18 protein-coding genes are annotated in these 16,299 nt (G+C 70.9%); 6 read left to right on the top strand and 12 right to left on the bottom strand.

What is annotated here, in order from left to right; all coding sequences use genetic code 11:
* Positions 1 to 42 precede the first annotated feature (42 nt).
* Both AB0J91_RS06685 and AB0J91_RS06680 read left to right on the top strand, forming a co-directional pair.
* Positions 43 to 666: an ATP-dependent Clp protease proteolytic subunit gene (locus tag AB0J91_RS06685; RefSeq protein WP_363864847.1), complete on the top strand. Its 624-nt coding sequence runs from the start codon at positions 43 to 45 to the stop codon at positions 664 to 666.
* A complete protein-coding gene (locus AB0J91_RS06680) occupies positions 663 to 1,253 on the top strand; it encodes an ATP-dependent Clp protease proteolytic subunit (RefSeq protein ID WP_363864846.1) in 591 nt (196 codons plus the stop codon). The genes AB0J91_RS06685 and AB0J91_RS06680 overlap by 4 nt, the downstream gene beginning before the upstream one ends.
* On the opposite strand, the gene AB0J91_RS06675 is transcribed toward AB0J91_RS06680, so the two are convergent.
* The 6 genes from AB0J91_RS06675 to AB0J91_RS06650 form a co-directional block, all read right to left on the bottom strand.
* A complete protein-coding gene (locus AB0J91_RS06675; RefSeq protein WP_363864844.1) occupies positions 1,250 to 1,585 on the bottom strand; it encodes a helix-turn-helix transcriptional regulator in 336 nt (111 codons plus the stop codon). The genes AB0J91_RS06680 and AB0J91_RS06675 overlap by 4 nt on opposite strands.
* 104 nt (positions 1,586 to 1,689) lie before the next feature.
* The gene (locus tag AB0J91_RS06670; protein WP_363864842.1) at positions 1,690 to 2,553 is read right to left on the bottom strand and encodes a hypothetical protein; all 864 of its coding nucleotides are present in this window, start codon (positions 2,551 to 2,553) and stop codon (positions 1,690 to 1,692) included.
* Positions 2,554 to 2,653: 100 nt separating this feature from the next.
* A complete protein-coding gene (locus tag AB0J91_RS06665) occupies positions 2,654 to 3,313 on the bottom strand; it encodes a YdcF family protein (protein ID WP_363864840.1) in 660 nt (219 codons plus the stop codon).
* A gap of 44 nt (positions 3,314 to 3,357) precedes the next feature.
* Positions 3,358 to 4,320, bottom strand: a complete 963-nt coding sequence (locus AB0J91_RS06660) for a trypsin-like peptidase domain-containing protein (RefSeq protein ID WP_363864838.1) — start codon at positions 4,318 to 4,320, stop codon at positions 3,358 to 3,360.
* A gap of 142 nt (positions 4,321 to 4,462) precedes the next feature.
* Positions 4,463 to 5,221: an ABC transporter permease gene (locus AB0J91_RS06655; RefSeq protein ID WP_363864836.1), complete on the bottom strand. Its 759-nt coding sequence runs from the start codon at positions 5,219 to 5,221 to the stop codon at positions 4,463 to 4,465.
* Positions 5,222 to 5,230: 9 nt separating this feature from the next.
* On the bottom strand, positions 5,231 to 6,232 hold the full coding sequence (locus tag AB0J91_RS06650; protein WP_363864834.1) for a LacI family DNA-binding transcriptional regulator: 1,002 nt from the start codon (positions 6,230 to 6,232) through the stop codon (positions 5,231 to 5,233).
* A gap of 120 nt (positions 6,233 to 6,352) precedes the next feature.
* Between AB0J91_RS06650 and AB0J91_RS06645 the strand changes: the two genes are divergently transcribed.
* A complete protein-coding gene (locus AB0J91_RS06645; protein WP_363864832.1) occupies positions 6,353 to 7,264 on the top strand; it encodes a dihydrodipicolinate synthase family protein in 912 nt (303 codons plus the stop codon).
* A gap of 120 nt (positions 7,265 to 7,384) precedes the next feature.
* Positions 7,385 to 8,668 carry an Nramp family divalent metal transporter gene (locus tag AB0J91_RS06640; protein WP_363864830.1) on the top strand — a complete coding sequence of 428 codons (1,284 nt, stop codon included), beginning with the start codon at positions 7,385 to 7,387 and terminating at the stop codon, positions 8,666 to 8,668.
* Here AB0J91_RS06640 and AB0J91_RS06635 read toward each other — a convergent pair.
* The gene (locus AB0J91_RS06635; RefSeq protein WP_363864828.1) at positions 8,665 to 9,669 is read right to left on the bottom strand and encodes a tetratricopeptide repeat protein; all 1,005 of its coding nucleotides are present in this window, start codon (positions 9,667 to 9,669) and stop codon (positions 8,665 to 8,667) included. The genes AB0J91_RS06640 and AB0J91_RS06635 overlap by 4 nt on opposite strands.
* Positions 9,670 to 10,071: 402 nt before the next feature.
* On the opposite strand from AB0J91_RS06635, the gene AB0J91_RS06630 reads away from it, so the two are divergent.
* The gene (locus tag AB0J91_RS06630; protein ID WP_363864826.1) at positions 10,072 to 10,431 is read left to right on the top strand and encodes a DUF4345 domain-containing protein; all 360 of its coding nucleotides are present in this window, start codon (positions 10,072 to 10,074) and stop codon (positions 10,429 to 10,431) included.
* 5 nt (positions 10,432 to 10,436) lie between these two features.
* Positions 10,437 to 11,204: an AraC family transcriptional regulator gene (locus AB0J91_RS06625; protein ID WP_363864824.1), complete on the top strand. Its 768-nt coding sequence runs from the start codon at positions 10,437 to 10,439 to the stop codon at positions 11,202 to 11,204.
* Here AB0J91_RS06625 and AB0J91_RS06620 read toward each other — a convergent pair.
* Genes AB0J91_RS06620 through AB0J91_RS06600 form a run of 5 tightly spaced genes read right to left on the bottom strand, consistent with a single transcriptional unit; the run spans position 11,166 to position 16,297 of the window.
* Positions 11,166 to 12,308, bottom strand: a complete 1,143-nt coding sequence (locus AB0J91_RS06620; RefSeq protein ID WP_363864822.1) for a M20 family metallopeptidase — start codon at positions 12,306 to 12,308, stop codon at positions 11,166 to 11,168. The genes AB0J91_RS06625 and AB0J91_RS06620 overlap by 39 nt on opposite strands.
* Entirely contained in the window at positions 12,305 to 13,330 is a 1,026-nt protein-coding gene (locus AB0J91_RS06615) for a 2-dehydropantoate 2-reductase (RefSeq protein WP_363864820.1), read from the bottom strand. The genes AB0J91_RS06620 and AB0J91_RS06615 overlap by 4 nt, the downstream gene beginning before the upstream one ends.
* Positions 13,327 to 14,082: an SDR family oxidoreductase gene (locus tag AB0J91_RS06610; protein WP_363864819.1), complete on the bottom strand. Its 756-nt coding sequence runs from the start codon at positions 14,080 to 14,082 to the stop codon at positions 13,327 to 13,329. The genes AB0J91_RS06615 and AB0J91_RS06610 overlap by 4 nt, the downstream gene beginning before the upstream one ends.
* Positions 14,082 to 15,371: an MFS transporter gene (locus tag AB0J91_RS06605; protein ID WP_363864818.1), complete on the bottom strand. Its 1,290-nt coding sequence runs from the start codon at positions 15,369 to 15,371 to the stop codon at positions 14,082 to 14,084. The genes AB0J91_RS06610 and AB0J91_RS06605 overlap by 1 nt, the downstream gene beginning before the upstream one ends.
* A complete protein-coding gene (locus tag AB0J91_RS06600; RefSeq protein WP_363864816.1) occupies positions 15,368 to 16,297 on the bottom strand; it encodes a polysaccharide deacetylase in 930 nt (309 codons plus the stop codon). The genes AB0J91_RS06605 and AB0J91_RS06600 overlap by 4 nt, the downstream gene beginning before the upstream one ends.
* Positions 16,298 to 16,299 lie beyond the last annotated feature (2 nt).

Raw genomic sequence — 16,299 nt, 5'->3', positions numbered from 1 at the left:
CGCGGGGCTCCACGAGCGGGGTTCCGGCGGCATGGTCGGGTCATGGCCAACGACGAGAAGCAGCCGATGTTCGACCACCGGCTTCGCGAACGGTTCTACGACCAGCGGGTCCTGGTGCTCGACGGTCCGCTCGAAGACGACAACGGGACGGTGCTGATCACGCAGATGCTGTCCCTCGCCCACTCCGATCCCGGCAAGGACATCGCGCTGTGGATCCACTCCCCCGGCGGCTCGGTGCCGTCGATGCTGGCGATCCGCGACGTGATGCGGCTCGTCCCGTGCGACGTGTCCACGCTCGCGCTCGGACTCGCGTGCAGCGCGGGCCAGTTCCTGCTGTCGGCGGGCACTCCCGGCAAGCGCTTCGCGCTGCCGCACGCGCGAATCCTGATGCACCAGGGTTCGGCCGGGATCAGCGGTTCGGCCGTCGAGGTGGAGGTGCAGGCCGACGACCTGCGCTACACGCGGGACACGGTGCTGGGCATCATCGCCGAGGACACCGGCCAGCCGGTCGAACGGGTCTTCGCCGACTCGCTGCACGACCGCTGGTTCAGCAGCGAGCAGGCACGCGAGTACGGGTTCGTCGACCACATCGTCGACGGCCTGGGCCAGGTGATGCCGATGCGCACGCCCATGGGCCTCGGCGCGGAGACGGGGGTTCGGGCATGACCAGCTACACGATTCCCAACGTCATCACACGCAGCACCAACGGCGAGCGGATCATGGACGTCTACTCGCACCTGCTCGCCGAACGCATCGTCTACCTCGGAACCCCGATCGACTCCGGTGTCGCGAACGCGCTGATCGCCCAGCTGCTGCACCTGGAGGCCGACAGCCCCGATCGGGAGATCAACCTCTACATCAACTCCGAGGGCGGCGACCCGTCCGCGATGCTCGCGCTCTACGACACCATCCGCTACATCAAGGCCCCGGTCGCCACGACCTGCGTCGGTCAGGCGGTCGCGGCCAGCGCGGTGCTGCTGGCGGCAGGAGCACCCGGCCACCGCGCGGTGCTCCCGCACACGCGGGTGGTGCTGCACCAGCCGGCCGCGCAGGGCCGGGGCACGATCCCGGACCTGATCCTGCAGGCGGACGAGGTGGTCCGGGTCCGCACCCAGCTGGAGGAGATCCTGTCCCGGCACACCGGACGGGACGTGGCGACGCTGCGGCACGACACAGACCGCGACCGGGTCTTCGACGCGCAGGAGGCGGTCGCCTACGGCCTCGCGGACCACGTCCTGGACGAGCGGAGCTAGGCCGCCATCAGCAGCGGTCCGGCCGGGCGGCCGACCGGAGCGGGGGCCGCGGGCCTGCTGCGTCGGACCTGCCCGGCGATGCTGCCGAGCAGATCGGCGAGGTCGATGCCGAGCGCTCCGGTGACGGCGGCGATCATCTCGCTGGAGGGTTCCTTGCGGCCCCGCTCGATCTCGGAGAGGTACTGGGGTGACACACCGGCTCGCTCTGCGACGTCGACGAGCCGGTCGCCGCGGTCCTCCCGGGTCGCACGCAGGCTGCGGCCGAGCTCCTCGCGCCACAGCGGCTCGGGCTCGGCCTTGCGCTTGCGCTGGAAGTCAAGAACGTCCGCCATGGACCCATCCTGACACCGGTCGAGCGCTCGGGATCGCGGTTCCGCTGACGGCGGAACCGATCAGCCCGGGCTCAACTCGCTGCCGTGGTCAGGGAGGAAAGGAATCACGAGTTCTGCTCGGCGGGGTCGTGGGTCTTCAGGAACTCCTCGAGCGCGGTGAGGTGATCGGTGTTGATCTGGTCGACGTCGGCGTCGACCAGTTCGCGCCAGACCGCTTCCCGGGCGCCGGGTTCGATGTCCGGGGTGGCCCAGAACCGCACCTCGTGGCCCCCGGCGTGGGCGCGATCGACGAGCTCGTGCAGCTTCTGCCGTTCGTTCTCCGGCATGGGGCCGACGCCTTGCCAGGTGAACAGCCGGGTCCAGTTGTCGGAGAGGACCACGAGGTCGGCGCTGGTGGCATCGGCCGGGGGCGGAGTGACGATGCGGCCGTCTCCGGATGCCCAGCGGACCGGGTCGTCGAAGGTCTGGTTGGCCAGCTGGCCGGAGACGACGACCTCGACGGCACGGGTGGTCTCGCGGTCGTTCGCCCACGAGCTGACCAGCTGCGGGCGGTCGTTGAGCTGGTCGGCGAGCACGTCCCACACCGCCTGGCCGCCGTCCTTGACGTCGACGTAGAGGCGCAGCGGCTCGGTGGATTCGTCGTAGATCTCGCCGCCGTTGGCACCGGCGATCTCGGCCAGGGGCTCGAGGTAGAGCGATTCCAGGGTGCGGCTGCAGTCGGGCGCGTCGTGGCCGATGCACAGCTCGCCGTTCACCAGCCAGACGTCGGCCTCGACACTCCGGAAACCGTGCGAGAGCGCGTCGAACAGCGGCCGCTGATGCTCGTAGTCGTTATGAGCGTGGGCGCGCTCCAACGGCTGCACCCCGTCGGTGGGGCCGGGAACCGGCTCCGCGTGGGCATGGGTGGGCACGATGATGAGCGCGAGAGCGGTCTGGGCGGTCAGGAAGAATGTCCGAGATGCACGCATGCGCGCTATACGAGCAGCGCTAGCGGGCGCCGAGGTGGACTACCGGTAGCGGATGGGCCGCGCCCGGTCGACAACTCCACCACCGGAGGTTCGCGGACGATCAGTCCTGGACGAGTCGGCGGGTGTAACCGGCGGCCAGCAGGCGGTGGTAGGCCGCTTCGACCTCGGCGGGCACGTCCTGCGGGATCGCGAAACCGCGTTCGGCGTAGAGGGTGATGCGCTGGGTGTCGCCGACGAGCATGTCGATGACGCGGTCGGCGTCGCCGATGGCGCGGACGTAGTCGTCCAGCGGGGTGCGCTGCGAGCTGCAGACGATGTCGACCTCGGGCCAGATCTTCTTCGCCGTGGCGAAGGCGCGTCGCTGTTGGTAGGGCTTGGACACCAGCAGCAGGGACTCGACCTCGCGGTCCGCCAAGGCCTGGCGGGTGAACTCGATGTTCTCGGCGGTGTTGGTGGCCTTCGGCTCGACGACGATCGCCGCGTCCGGAACACCGCGCCCGATCGCGTGCTCGCGGTAGTGCACGGCCTCGCCGCGCGGGAAGCGCTCGACGGTCGTCGGTGCGTTGGCGCCGGTGAACACGACCAGCGGGAACCACCCGCCGCCGTAGAGCTCGACGACGTGGTCGGCGACGCCTAGATCGTGGCTGCCGAGCCCGACTCCGACGTCGCAAGGCCGCAGCTCGTGCCCCATGTCGTGGTAGTTCCACAACAGCTCCGCGTCGGCGCGGTGTTCCTCCGGAACGACCGTGCTGATCCCCATCGACGCCTCACCTCACGAGCCGAGCTGACCCCGCGAACCTATCGTCAGGCCGCCGCGTCCTGGAGCTCGGTGGGTTCCGCGATGACGTCGACCATCGCGCCGTTGCGGGTGACGGTGATCTGCAGCGGTTTGCCGATGGCTTCGGCGAACATGAGCCGTTGCAGTCCCTGGGCGTTGCGGACCGGCTCGCCCGCGGCGGTCAGCACGAGATCACCGGCGTGGAGGCCGGCGCGGTCGGCCGGGCTGCGGCGCACGACGTCGACGACCCGCAGACCGGTGCGCTGGTCGATGCGCCGGGCCAGCTCCTCCGGAAGCGGGGCGGGCGTGGTGACCAGACCGAGGTAGGCGCGGCGAACCCGCCCGGTGCGCATCAGCGAGTAGATGATCCGGCGGGTCGTCGAGTTGATCGGAATCGCCAGTCCCACACCGATGCCGGCCACGGCCGTGTTGATCCCGACCACGACGCCTCGCGCGTCGGCGAGGGCGCCACCGGAGTTGCCGGGGTTGAGCGCGGCGTCGGTCTGGATGACGTCCTCGATCATCCGAGCGGCGTGACCGCCACCCGAGGGCATCGATCGTCCGAGGCCGCTGACCACCCCTGCCGTGACCGATCCGGTCAAGCCGAGCGGATTGCCCACGGCCACCACCAGCTGGCCCACGACGAGCTCGTCGCTGTCGCCGAGCTCCACCGGTTTCGGCGTCTGCCCGTCGGCGCGAACGACCGCCAGGTCCGACAGCGGATCGGCCCCCACCAGGGACATCTCGGCGCTGGTGCCGTCGGCGAAGTAGGCGGTCCCGCCGCGCGAACCGCCGAGGACGTGCGCGTTGGTCAGCATGAAACCGTCGGCGGTGAACACCACCGCCGACCCCTTGGCCTCGCCCCAGGCTCCGCGAGTGCGCAGGCTCGCCACGCTCGGCGTGATCTCCGCGGCTACCGAAGTCACGGTGCGCGAATAGGCATCCATCGCCCCCGCGCCGGACGATTCGGGAGCTCCGTGCTCAGCCATCTCGACCTCCCCGCCTCAAGCCGTTGCCGGGATAACACCGCCCCACCACCAGGACATTCCCGAAACGCGCGGGGTGCGACCCGAACGGTCAGCGGTAGGCGCGGAGGAAGGCGTCGCTGCCAGGGGCTGACCGGCGGCCGGGTCACGACTGGTGGGCCGCCGGGCGGGTGACCAGGCCGCGCGCGACGATCTCCAGCACGGCCGCGATCGCCACCGCCTCCACCGCCAGCAGCCCCACCAGCACGAACAGCTGCACGGCACCGGCCTGAAGCGGGCTGGCACCGCCCAGCAGCATGCCGACGAACGCACCGGGCAGGGTCACCATGCCCACGGTGCGGGTCTGGTCGAGCGCGGGCACCAGCGCCGTTCCGGCCACGGGACGGGCGATTTCGAGCCGCGAGTCGCGTTCGGACAGACCCAGCGACAACGCCGCCTCCACCTCGCCGCTGCGCTGCGCCAGCTCGTCGAGGAGCCGGCGACCGGCCAGCGCCGTGGCGGTCAGCGCTCCCCCGATCAGCTGGCCGATCAGCGGGATCAGCACCAGTCCGGTCAGCGGCACGGCCCGCGACACCAGCAGCACTCCCGCGACCGGGGCCACACCGGCGGCGATGGGCACGGCCGCCCACCACCACGTGCGGTTGCCGGTGATGCGCCGCCCCGCCGTGCGCGCCGCGATCGCGAACATCACCACGATGAACGCCGCCACCAGCCACGACCAGCGCACCACGGAGGTGATGATCAGCGACACCAGCAGCAGCTGCGCGGCCCCGCGCAACCCGGCGGTGATCACGGTCCAGTGCCGCGCGAACCCGCCGAGGCGCACCACCGCGGCGGCCGCGACCAGCAGGAGCACGACGACGGCACCGAGCACCGGCGTCACCGGAATCGTCCCAGAACCCACCCGGCGACCTTACGGCCGCGGCCCGTCGGATCCCAGTTGCCGGGGTGCGGCGGTGGACCCGCGCGGGATGAGAGTCGGGGCGCTCACCAGGGTTTCGCCGGCCCCCGGGCCGTCGTCGAGCAGCAGGCGCAGGGCGTCGGCGGCGATCTGCCGGAACGGCACCCGCACGGTGGTGAGCGGCACCGGCAGCCTGCTGACCACCGGGATGTCGTTGTAGCCGACGATCGACACGTCCCGGGGCACTTCCAAGCCCAGGGCGTGCGCGGCGGCGAGCACGCCGATCGCCGTGTTGTCGTTGACCGCGAACACGGCGCTCGGCGGGTCTGAACGATCCAGCAGCTGACGCCCGGCGACCTCACCGGCCTCGATGGAGAACGCGTCACCGGCGACCAGTGCCGGGTCGAAGCCGAGTCCGCCGCTTTCCAGCGCCTCCCGGTAGCCCGCTGCGCGCCCTCGCGCGCTCGAGGCGTACGCGGGTCCACCGACCAGGCCGATCCTGCGGTGGCCGAGGTCGATGAGGTGGCGGGTCGCCAGCTGCGCTCCGAGGCGGTCGTCGCCGATGGCGGCCGGGCTGCTGCCGTCGGTGCGCAGGGCGAGCGCGTAGGAGGTCTTGCCGACGTCGACCGGTTCGCCCACGCGGGCCGTGGTGAGGATGAGCCCGTCGACCCTGCGCCGCCGCAGCGATTGCACCGCCTTGTCCTGCACTTCCGGCAGGTCTTCGGTGGTCGCCACGACCGTGAACAGGTCGCGTCCGGCCGCGGCCTCGGTGATCGCCTCGTAGAGCATCGCCATGACCGTGTCGGTGAGCCTGGGAACGATCACGCCCACCGTGCTGGTCCCGGAACGGCGCAGGCCGGATGCGAGCGGGTCGCGGACGTAGCCGAGCTCGGCCGCGACCTCGCGAACGCGCTCGGCCGTCGCGTTGGTGGAGCGCGGGAGGCGCTCGTCGAGCACGCGGGAGACCGTGGACTTGCTGACCCCGGCCGCTCGGGCCACATCGAGAATCGTCACCACACCCGGAGCCTACCGGAGGATGGGAACGTTCCCGGGATCGGTCTTGACAGTCGGCGAGTCGTGGCGCATCGTTCTGGGAACGTTCCCGCGACCGTTCCCAGAAATGGAGTCCCAGGCATGTCTCTCGATCTCCGCGGCCTCAACCCCGCTCCGGTCACGCCGTTCACGCCGGACGGCGAGGTCGACCACCAGGCGATGGCCAAGCTCGGCCAGTGGCTGGCCGGCCACGACGGCGTCAAGAGCCTCGTGGTGCTCGGTCACGCCGGCGAAGGCACCTTCCTGACCCAGGACGAGCAGGTGGCCACCATCTCCCAGCTGGTCGACTCCGTCGACGTCCCGGTCATCGCCGGGATCACCGGCGAAGGCACGCACGTGGCGGTCGAGGAGGCCAAGCGCGCGGTCGCCGCCGGTGCCGAGGCCGCGCTGGTGTACCCCTCGCACGGCTGGCTGCGGTTCGGCTACCAGCAGGGCGCCCCGCAAGAGCGCTACCGCGCGATCTACGAGGAGGCGGGCCTGCCCTGCATCCTCTTCCAGTACCCGGACGTCACCAAGGCGAACTACGACCTCGACACCCAGCTCGAGATCGCCGCCCAACCGGGTGTTTTCGCCACCAAGAACGGCGTGCGGAACATGCGTCGCTGGGACACCGAGATCCCCGTCCTGAGGCGGGAGAACCCGGATCTGCAGATCCTGTCGTGCCACGACGAGTACCTGCTGCACACCATGTTCGACGTGGACGGCCTGCTGGTCGGGTACGGCAACATCGCCCCCGAACCGCTGCTCGAACTCATCGCGGCCGGAAAGGCCCAGGACTACGCAGCGGCCCGCGCCGTGCACGACCGCCTGCTGCCGGTCACCAAGGCCGTCTACCACCGCGGTTCGCACATGGAGGGCACCGTGGCCCTCAAGCTCGCGCTCAAGGCGCTCGGGGTGCTGGAGAACGCGACCGTGCGCTCTCCCCTGATCGACCTCTCCGCCGAGGCCGAGGAAGAGATCGTCCAGGCGCTGCGCAGCGCGAAGCTCATCTGAGCCGACCTGCGGGCCGGGTGCGCGAGCGCATCCGGCCCTTGCCGGCCACCCGGCCGGTCCGGTGACAATGCCGTCCCCGAACGACCCCGCGACAATGCCGCGTGGGGGTGAGGAAGCACCATGTCCGACGCAGCACCCGCCCGGTTGAACAACGGGCCCAACGACACCTCCGGTTCCGCTCCAGTCGGCAGAGGCCGCCGAGTCCTGCGGATGTTCGCCCTGATGGGGCCTGCCTTCATCGTCGGCGCCTGGCAGTTCGGGCCCGGCAACCTCACCTCGGCGGTGCAGGCCGGGAGCCGCTTCGGCTACTCCCTGATCTGGGTCATCGCCGTCTCCACCGCGCTGATGCTCATCTACGCCGACATGAGCATCCGCATCGCACTCGTGTCGAAGGGCTCGGTCGTCCAGACCATCAAGGAGCACCTCGGCCGCTGGGTCGGCGGACTCGCCGGGTTCGGCGTCTTCGCCATCACCCTGATGTTCTCCGTCGGCAACGCCGTCGGCTCGGGCCTGGGCCTGTCCCTGGTGTTCGGCGGCTCGCCCATGTGGTGGACGCTGGCGTGCACGACCGTCGTCGTCGGCATCCTCTTCGCACGGCGGCTCTACACGCTCATCGAGAAGCTCGTGCTGGTCATCGTCGCGGTCATGGCGGCATCGTTCGTCGCCACCGCGATCGTCACCCGGCCCGACTGGGGAGCCGCGGCCGTCGGGTCCGTGGTCCCGGTCGTGCCCGCAGGAGTCGGTCTGCTGATCGTCGCCCTGGTGGGCACGAACTTCTCCGTCAACGCCGCGTTCTACGCCGGCTACGCCTCACGCGAGCGCGGACTTCGCCGCGAGCAGTACCGCGAAACCACCATCGCCGACACCATTCCCGGCATCGTCGCGCCCGGGATCATGACCGCACTGGTCATCATGGCCGCAGCCGCGGTCCTGCCCGGCGTCGGCGGCGAGGACGGCGCCACGCTCAAGCAGTTCTCCACCGTCCTCACCCCGATCGCCGGTGACATCGGGCGGACCATCTTCTCGCTCGGCTTCACCGGCGCCGCTCTCTCGGCGATGATCGCGAACGCCACCGCAGGTGGCACGCTGCTCTCCGACGGCCTCGGCTTCGGCAACAAGCTCGCCTCGTGGCGGGTCCGCGCCGGAATCCTGGGCGTGCTCGGCTTCGGCGCCCTGGTCACCGTTCTGGCCCGGGGCGAGTCGCCGGTCCAGCTCATCATCGCGGCGCAGGCGTTGACGGTCGTCGTCGCTCCCGTCCTGGCGGTGCTGCTGCTCGTCCTGGCCAACCGGCGCGGCCTGATGGGCGACCTGCGCAACAGGTGGTGGCAGAACGTCCTGGCCGCCATCGGGCTGGTCGCGATCGCCGCCGTCTGCTACCAGCTGGCGGTCACCAGCTTCTCCTAGCCGAGGAGTTCGCGACGTGCGGCCTGCGCCATGTCCGCCGCGTGGTGCAGGCCGCTCTCGGTGAAGCGGGCGTGGAGGGCCAGGAGGGCCTGATCGGTCTCGGCGGGCGAGGCCCCTCGGCGGGCTCGGCTCTTGACGAGGCCGAGCCGGGCGAGGGCTTCACCGCGGGGTTCGGAGATGCGGGTGAACTCCTCGACGGTGTCGCGGTAGACGCGCTCGGCTTCGGCGTAGCGGCCCGCCCGGTAGAGGACGTTGCCGCGCATCTTGTGGTTGTAGGCCAGAGCCGCTTCCAGGCGCATGTCCCGGCACGTGCGCTCGGCGTCCGCCAGCAGGCCCAGGGCCTCGTCGGGTTCGCCGCGCAGCGAGGTGAGGTCGGCGATGCCGCGCAGCGCCCAGGCCCGCCCCCGCTGGTCGTCGCCGTCGGTGGCGATCTGGCAGGCTTCGGTGAACATGGCAAGCGCGGTGTCGTGGTCGCCGTGGTGCCGGTGGATCTGCGCGATCCCCTCCAGCGCCCACACGACGTGCCTCGGCTGACCGATCTGGCGCGCCTCGTCCAGCAGCTGCTCGTGGAGTCGCAGGGTTCCGGCGAAATCTCCCTGCACGCGGCCGGTTTCGGCCAGTCCCGCCAGCGCGTACCCCCGAGCCATGGGATCTGTGCCGCGCTCGGCGACCTCGACCGCGCGAGTCAGCAGGCGGTGCGCCAGCACGTAGCGACCGCGCTGCCGGGCTAGGGTGCCGCCGCTCCACAGCGCCCAGGCCATCGCGTCCTGGTCGCCGGCCTCTCGTGCGGTGCGGTAGCTGGCGCGCCAGGCGCGTTCCGCGCGTTCCACCCTGCCCAGCCGCCTGCACGCCTCGGCGATGGCCAGCAGCGCGCCCGCGCGTTCTCCCGGCGTGGTCGCCGCCGCGTCGTGCCGTTCGGCCTCGTCGAGCACCTCGTCCAGCGACGCGTTCACCGACAACGCCGCGAGGCCACCCCGGTACTCGTCCGCCTTGGCGTGCATGGAACTCCCTCCCAGTAGACCGACCACGCCGATCCGCGAGGGAGGGCGGCGTGATCATTTCCACTGAGGACGTTACGGAGAAAGCGGAACCGAAACCTCAGGTCTCACCCCGGAAACCGCCCCCGAGCACCCCTAGGGGCCGACCCGTACAACAAAAGTCGGTCTCCCCTACCACTAACTCCCGCCTCCAGACCCCACACCCATCAGAGCCCCCGGCTCTCGCCCCCAGGCCCACTCGGCACTCGGAATACCGCAGTAATCCGGTACCCGAATACGGCAGCAATCCGGCGGGCTACCACGGTGATGCTGGCCTCCCAGCACGTTTTCGGAAGCACCTCGCGGCGCCGGCGTGTGACGATCCGGTGCACCCGAACCAGAGGAGCCAGTTCGATGGAGGAAGCGGTGTTGACCGCGAGTGCGGTGTTCTTCGCCGGGATGGGCCTGTTCGCGCTGGTGTCACCGGCAGCGCTGGTGCATCCGTTCGGCCTGGTCGCCACGAGCGCGGTGAGCCGTTCCGAGGTGCGCGCGGTCTACGGCGGGTTCGGCCTGGCGATGGCCGGAGTCCTCGCCTGGTGCGCCACCGGCGACGACGCGATGCGCGGCGGTGCCGCTTCAGCGGTCGCGATCGCGCTGGTGGGCATGGCGGTCGGCCGGGCGATCTCCCGGCTGCTGGATGCCCCGACGAGCTTCTACCCGAACTGGTTCTACTGCCTCGTCGAGATCACCATCGGCGGTCTGATCCTCGCCGTCGTGCGAACATGACGACCATGACCGCTGAGTGCCGGAAGCTGTGGCTGTGGCCGGGACGGGCCACCTTCCTCGGTCCGCAGCTGCGGTGGGACCGGCACTCCACTCCGGTGGACTGCCTCGCGATCGGCGTCGACGACGCGTTCACCGTTTACGCCCCCGAAGGTTCCTGGCGCCGCCGGAGCGCCCTGATACCGGCGCGCGTTCCGCACCGGATCGACGCCGGTGCCGGACGCGTGCTCTTCCACTACCTCGATCCCGGGTGGGCCCGTGCCGCTGAAGTGCGCATGACCGAGACGCTGGGAACGATCGCCGCCACCCACCTCGCCGAGCAGGCGATGCTCGCCCAGGTGCACGACCCGGGCGAGCTCAGCCGACTCGCCCTCGGCGACACCGCGAACGGCTCCATCGACCCGCGGATCCGCAGGGCGATGGACGCGATGCTCGCCGCGCCGGAGCGCGAGCACGACGCGGCCTCCTGCGCCGCCGCGGCGGGGCTGTCCAGGTCCCGGTTCCTCCACCTGTTCGCCGAGAACGCCGGAACCAGTTTCAGGCGGTTCCGGATCTGGGCGCGCCTGCTCGGGGTCGGAACGGCCATCGAGTCGGGCGCGAACCTCACGACCGCGGCGACCGACGCCGGATTCGCTTCGGCGAGCCACTTCAGCGACACCTTCCGCCGGATGTTCGGCCTCTCCGCGACCACGCTCCTGACCAACGACACCCAGATCATCACCGTGCCCGATCATCGATCACGCGAAGTGCGCCAGGACGGCGGTGGCGAGGGCTGAGCGCTGGAGCATGCCGGTGACGGTGGCGTGTTCGCTTCGGGCGTGAGCGCCCGCGCCCACGGCGCCGAGTCCGTCGAGGACGGGAATTCCGGCGGCCTGCGCGAAGTTCCCATCGCTGGCTCCGCCGACGGCTGTTTCGCGGAGGTCGAGTCCGAGCGGGCGGGCGCAGTCGCGCCCCACCTCGTACAGGGCCGCCACCTCCGGCGTGCGTTCGAAGACCGGCCGGTTCCAGCCACCGGTGATGGTGACCCGGGTCTTCGGATCGACGGGCTCCAGCGACGCCAGCGCGGCATCGATGCGCTCGGCCTCGGCAGCGCTGGCAACGCGGACGTCGAGGTCGGCGACCGCACTGCCCGCCGTGACGTTCGCCCTGGTCCCGCCGCGCACCACACCGACGTTCACCGAGGTCCCGGCGTCGAGGTCGGTGAGCGCCCGGCAGCGCAACACCTGGTGCGCGACCTCCACCACCGCGCTCGCGCCCGCGGTCGGGTCGAGCCCGGCGTGCGCCTCCTCGCCGGTGACGGTCACGGTGAACAGCCCGACGCCCTTGCGCGCGGTCTTGACCGCGCCGTCCGCGCTCGCCTCGAAGACCAGCGCCGCCCTGGACTTCCTGGCCTCCTCCGCGATGACATCGGAGGAGGCCAGGCTGCCGGTCTCCTCGTCACCGTTGAGCAGCAACGTCACCGGCGGCCTCGGCAATCCGAGCGCGTCGATCGCGCGCAGCGCCCAGACCGCCTGCACCAGACCGGCTTTCATGTCGAACACGCCGGGACCGCTGATCCGGTCCCCGTCCACGCGGAACGGCCAGTCGGCCAGCGTGCCGGTCGACCAGACCGTGTCGTAGTGCGCGAGCAGCAGGACCGGGTCGCCCCCGCTGCCGGGGTAGCGGCGGATGACGACGTCACCGGCATCGATCCGGGTCAACCGCTCGTGCTCGGACGGCGGGCCGAGGCGCGCGTCGAGCCAGTCGCACACCCACCGCAGGCATTCGTCCAGCGCGGAGAGATCGTCGCTGGAGCTCTCGTGGTTCACGTACTCGGCGAGATCGGCGATCATCTCGTCCCGGTGCTGCGACAGCCACGCGTGCGCGGCCGGGGCGGTCACACCAGGCTCCCGGCGATGCGGTCCAGCTCGTCGATCCGCTGCTCGGACATCGATCCGGGATCGTCTTCGAGCTCGCGCAGGCCCGCCATCACCGCGCGGAGCACGGGTGTCCCGATGCCCAGGCGGTCCGCCTCGGCGAGAACGGTGCCGTAGTGCGTGGTGACCTCGACCTCGCGGCGACGAACGGCGAGGTCGCGCCAGATCCCGCTGCGGTTCTTGGGCTGCGTGCGCAGCCACGCCGTGAGCCGGTCGACCGCCTGGGCGAGTTCGTCCCGGTCGGAGCCGCGCACGAACGCGTCGGGGTTGAACGCGTCGAACGGTTCCAGCCTGATGCCGAGGGCGTGCGCGACGTCGAACACCTCCCCCGCCAGCGCGCGCATCGCGGGGCGGTGCCGGTCGATGAGGTCGGCCATCGCCTCGTCGGCGAGCGCGGTCGCGGCGAGCATCGCGCCGAACCCGGCCTTCGCCCACAGGAATCCCTCGACGTTGTCGCTGGCCTGCGCAGGGCCCCATGCCTGGAGGTCGTCGACGAGCAGTCGCACCCGTTCGGACACCGGTTCGCCTCCGGGCTCGCCGATCACGAGCGCTCCCGGCCCACCGTCGGCGATGACGCCGGGCTCGGTGCGGTCGGCGAAGATGTTGACGAACGCCGCGACGGTGCGCTCCCAGCCGAGATGGTCGGCGAGAACGGGTTCGTTGAACCCGTTCTGCACCGACACCACGTAGCCGTCCGGGCCCAGCCGCGGAGCGAGCCAGCGGGCCGCTGACTCCGTGGCCTGGGCTTTCACCGCGAGCAGCACCCGGTCGAGCGGGCCGCTGAAGGCGTCGGGGACCGCTGCCGACAGCCGGACCGTTTCGGGGGAACCGGCGCGGTCGAGGATCAGGCCGTGCTCGTTGATCGCGGCCACGTGGGTCGGGTCGGCGTCGACCACGGTGACGTCGTGACCGGCGCGCGCGAGGTGGAACGCGAGGGTGCCCCCGATCGCTCCGCCACCGACCACCGCGTAGCTCGTGGAACTCATGCGTTGCGTCCTTTCCGGACCGTGTTCGGCCACAACCGCGGCAGGTGGGAGGCGCCGGCGCTGGAGCCGCCGTCGACGCGCAGGATCTCGCCGGTGATCCAGGAGGCGTTGTCGCTCGCCAACCAGCGCACCGCGCGGGCGACGTCGGAAGGCTCACCGGGCCTGCCGAGCGGGTTGACCGACACCGCGGCGGCGTAGTCCTCGGCGACCGGGTTGCAATCGCTGTCCACGGCGACGAAGCCGGGACTGACGGCGTTGACCCGGATGCCGCGTTCGCCGAGCTCCAACGCAGCTGCGCGGGTGGCCATCTCGAGCGCGGCCTTGGAGCTCGCGTAGGGTCCGCCGCCGGGCCGGGCGCGCAGCGCGGCTCCGGAGGAGATGTTGACGACCGCACCGCTCCGCCCGCGGTGCGCGAACGCGGCCGTGGTCAGCACGGGTGCGCGCAGGTTGAGGGCGAAGATCCGGTCCCAGGTCTCGGCGTCGACGTCGATCATGTCGACCGACGGGTAGATCCCGGCGGCGTTGACGAGCACGTCCAGCGGGGCCGTCCGCCATGCCTGTTCCACCACGGACTCGCACGTCTCGGGTTCGGTGAGGTCCGCGGTGATCCGCACGGCTTCTACGGGTGTTTCCGCCAGCCGTGCTCCGTCGACGTCCACCAAGGTGAGCGCGACGTCCTCGTGCTCTGCGAAGTCCTCCGCGATGGCGCGGCCGAGCCCGCCGGCCGCTCCGGTCACCAGCACGTGCCGCATCAGGCGAACTCCTCGTCCTTGGTCTCCGGCATCGTCAGGTAGACGATCAGCGAGATCAGCGCGGAGCCCGAGACGTAGAGCCACAGCAGGTCGCCGTGCCCGATGTCGTTGAGCCAGGTCGTGATGTACGGCGCGGTTCCGCCGAACAGCGCCACCGCCAGTGCGTAGGGCAAGGCGATGCCGGTCGCGCGCACTTCGGGCGGGAACTGCTCGGCCATGATCACCGCGCAGTTCGCCGAGTAGCCGAGCACCAGGATCATCCCGGTCAGTTGGACCAGGAACAGACTCAGGAAGCTGTTGCCGAGGAGGTTCAGCAGCGGCCACGCCAGCAGCACGAACCCGCCCGCGAACACGCCCAGCGTGGTCTTGCGCCCCACCCGGTCCGACAGCGCGCCCACGAACGGCAGCGCCACCACGAACACGACCAGGCAGAGGGTCTGCGACAGCAGCGCCTGCGACAGCGGGATTCCGGTGGTGAGGTTGGCGTAGGTGGGCAGGTAGTTTACCCAGATGTAGTAGGTGAGCGTCCCGGCGATGGTGATGCCGGCGACCCGCAGCGCGGCGCCGGGGTGTTCGAAGATCATCGCCTTGAGCGGGTTCGTCCTGGTCTGGCCGCCGGCGCGCGCCTTGGTGAACGATTCGGTGTCCTCCACCGACACCCGGAGCCACAGGCCCACGAGACCGAGCAGGCCGCCGATGATGAACGCCGCGCGCCAGCCCCACGAGTGCAGCGCCGCGTCGGACAGCGACGAGGTCGTGATCGTGCCGAGCAGCGAGGCGATCAGCACTCCGCCGCCGACCGAGACCTGTTGCCACGAACCGGCGAACGCGCGCCTGCCCGCTGCGGCGGATTCGACGAGGAAGGCCGAGGACGACCCGAACTCGCCACCCGCCGAGAAGCCCTGCAACAACCGCGCCACCAGCAGCACCAGCGGCGCGAACAGTCCGATCGCGTCGTAGGTCGGTGTCAGCGCGATGACGAACGAGGCCCCTGCCATCAGCCCGATGGTGAGGGTGAGTCCCTTCTTGCGGCCGTGACGATCCGCGTAACCGCCGAGCACAGCAGCGCCGATCGGGCGCATCACGAACCCGACGGCGAACACCGCGAGGGTCGACAGCAGGGCCGCGGTCTCGTCGCCTGCGGGGAAGAACTCCTGGGAGATGATCTTCGCGAAGATCGAGTAGAGCGCCCAGTCCACCCATTCGACGGTGTTGCCGATGGTGCCGGCGACGATTGCCTTGCGCTGCGCCCGGGTCAGCTTCCCGCTGCTCACCGTGTCCGTTCTCATGAGGTCGCTCCTGCGGTGTCGAGCCGGGTCGCTTCGGCGCGCGCGGCGCCGGCGAGTTCGGCGTGGGTCGCGAACCAGACGTCGCCGTGCGCCCGGATGTGATCGAGCAGTTCCCGCAGCACGACCAGTCGCGAGCGGTGGCCGATGACGTGCGGGTGCATGGTCAGCTGGAAGACACCGCCCGCCCGGTAGGCGGCGTCGAACTCGTCGATCCAGATCTCCAGCACGTCGCGCGGGCGGGTGTGGGGCCGGACCGAGCCGTAGCGGTCCATCGTGAAGTACGGGGCGTCGTCGCGGATCCAGTCGACGGGGATCTCCACCAGCCCGGTGGGCGAGCCGTTCGCGACGATCTCGTAGGGCTCGTCGTCGGCCATCAGCGAGGAGTCGTAGTCGAAGCCGAGTTCGCGAATGGTGTCCAAAGTGGAGTCGGAGAAGTCCCACGAGGGAGTGCGGATCCCGGTTGGCCGGACGCCGGTGATCTCGGCGAGCGATTCCCGCGCCCGGGAGATCAGCTCCCGCTCGTCCTCCTCGGCCAGCAAGGTGTTCCGCTCGTGGATCCACCCGTGCACGCCGATCTCGTGCGGTTCGCTCGCGTAGTCCTTCACCTCGCCCGGGTGCAGCAGGGCCGACACCGCGGGCATGAAGAACGTCGCGGGGACGCGGTGCTCGGCGAGCAGTTCGAGCACCCGACCGGCGCCGACGCGCGCGCCGTACTCGCCCTGCGCGAGACGTCCAGGGCTGGTCTCGCCGTCGCGCAAGGGGATCGTCTCGTGGTCGGAGTCGAAGGAGATCGCGACCGCGACGCGCGCACCGCCCGGCCACCGCGACGGCACGAGACGCCGTCCCGCGCGCACGGCCTCGACGTGGCGGCGCCAAGTCGCCTCCGGCCACTGCCACGGCTCGTGAGGTGGATCAGCTGCGGACATGT

Origin of the sequence: Saccharopolyspora sp. NPDC049357 (assembly GCF_040677225.1) — a bacterium.
GTDB lineage: Bacteria > Actinomycetota > Actinomycetes > Mycobacteriales > Pseudonocardiaceae > Saccharopolyspora.
The sequence above is the reverse complement of the archived record's forward strand: the minus strand, read 5'-3'. Positions and strand labels throughout refer to the sequence as shown.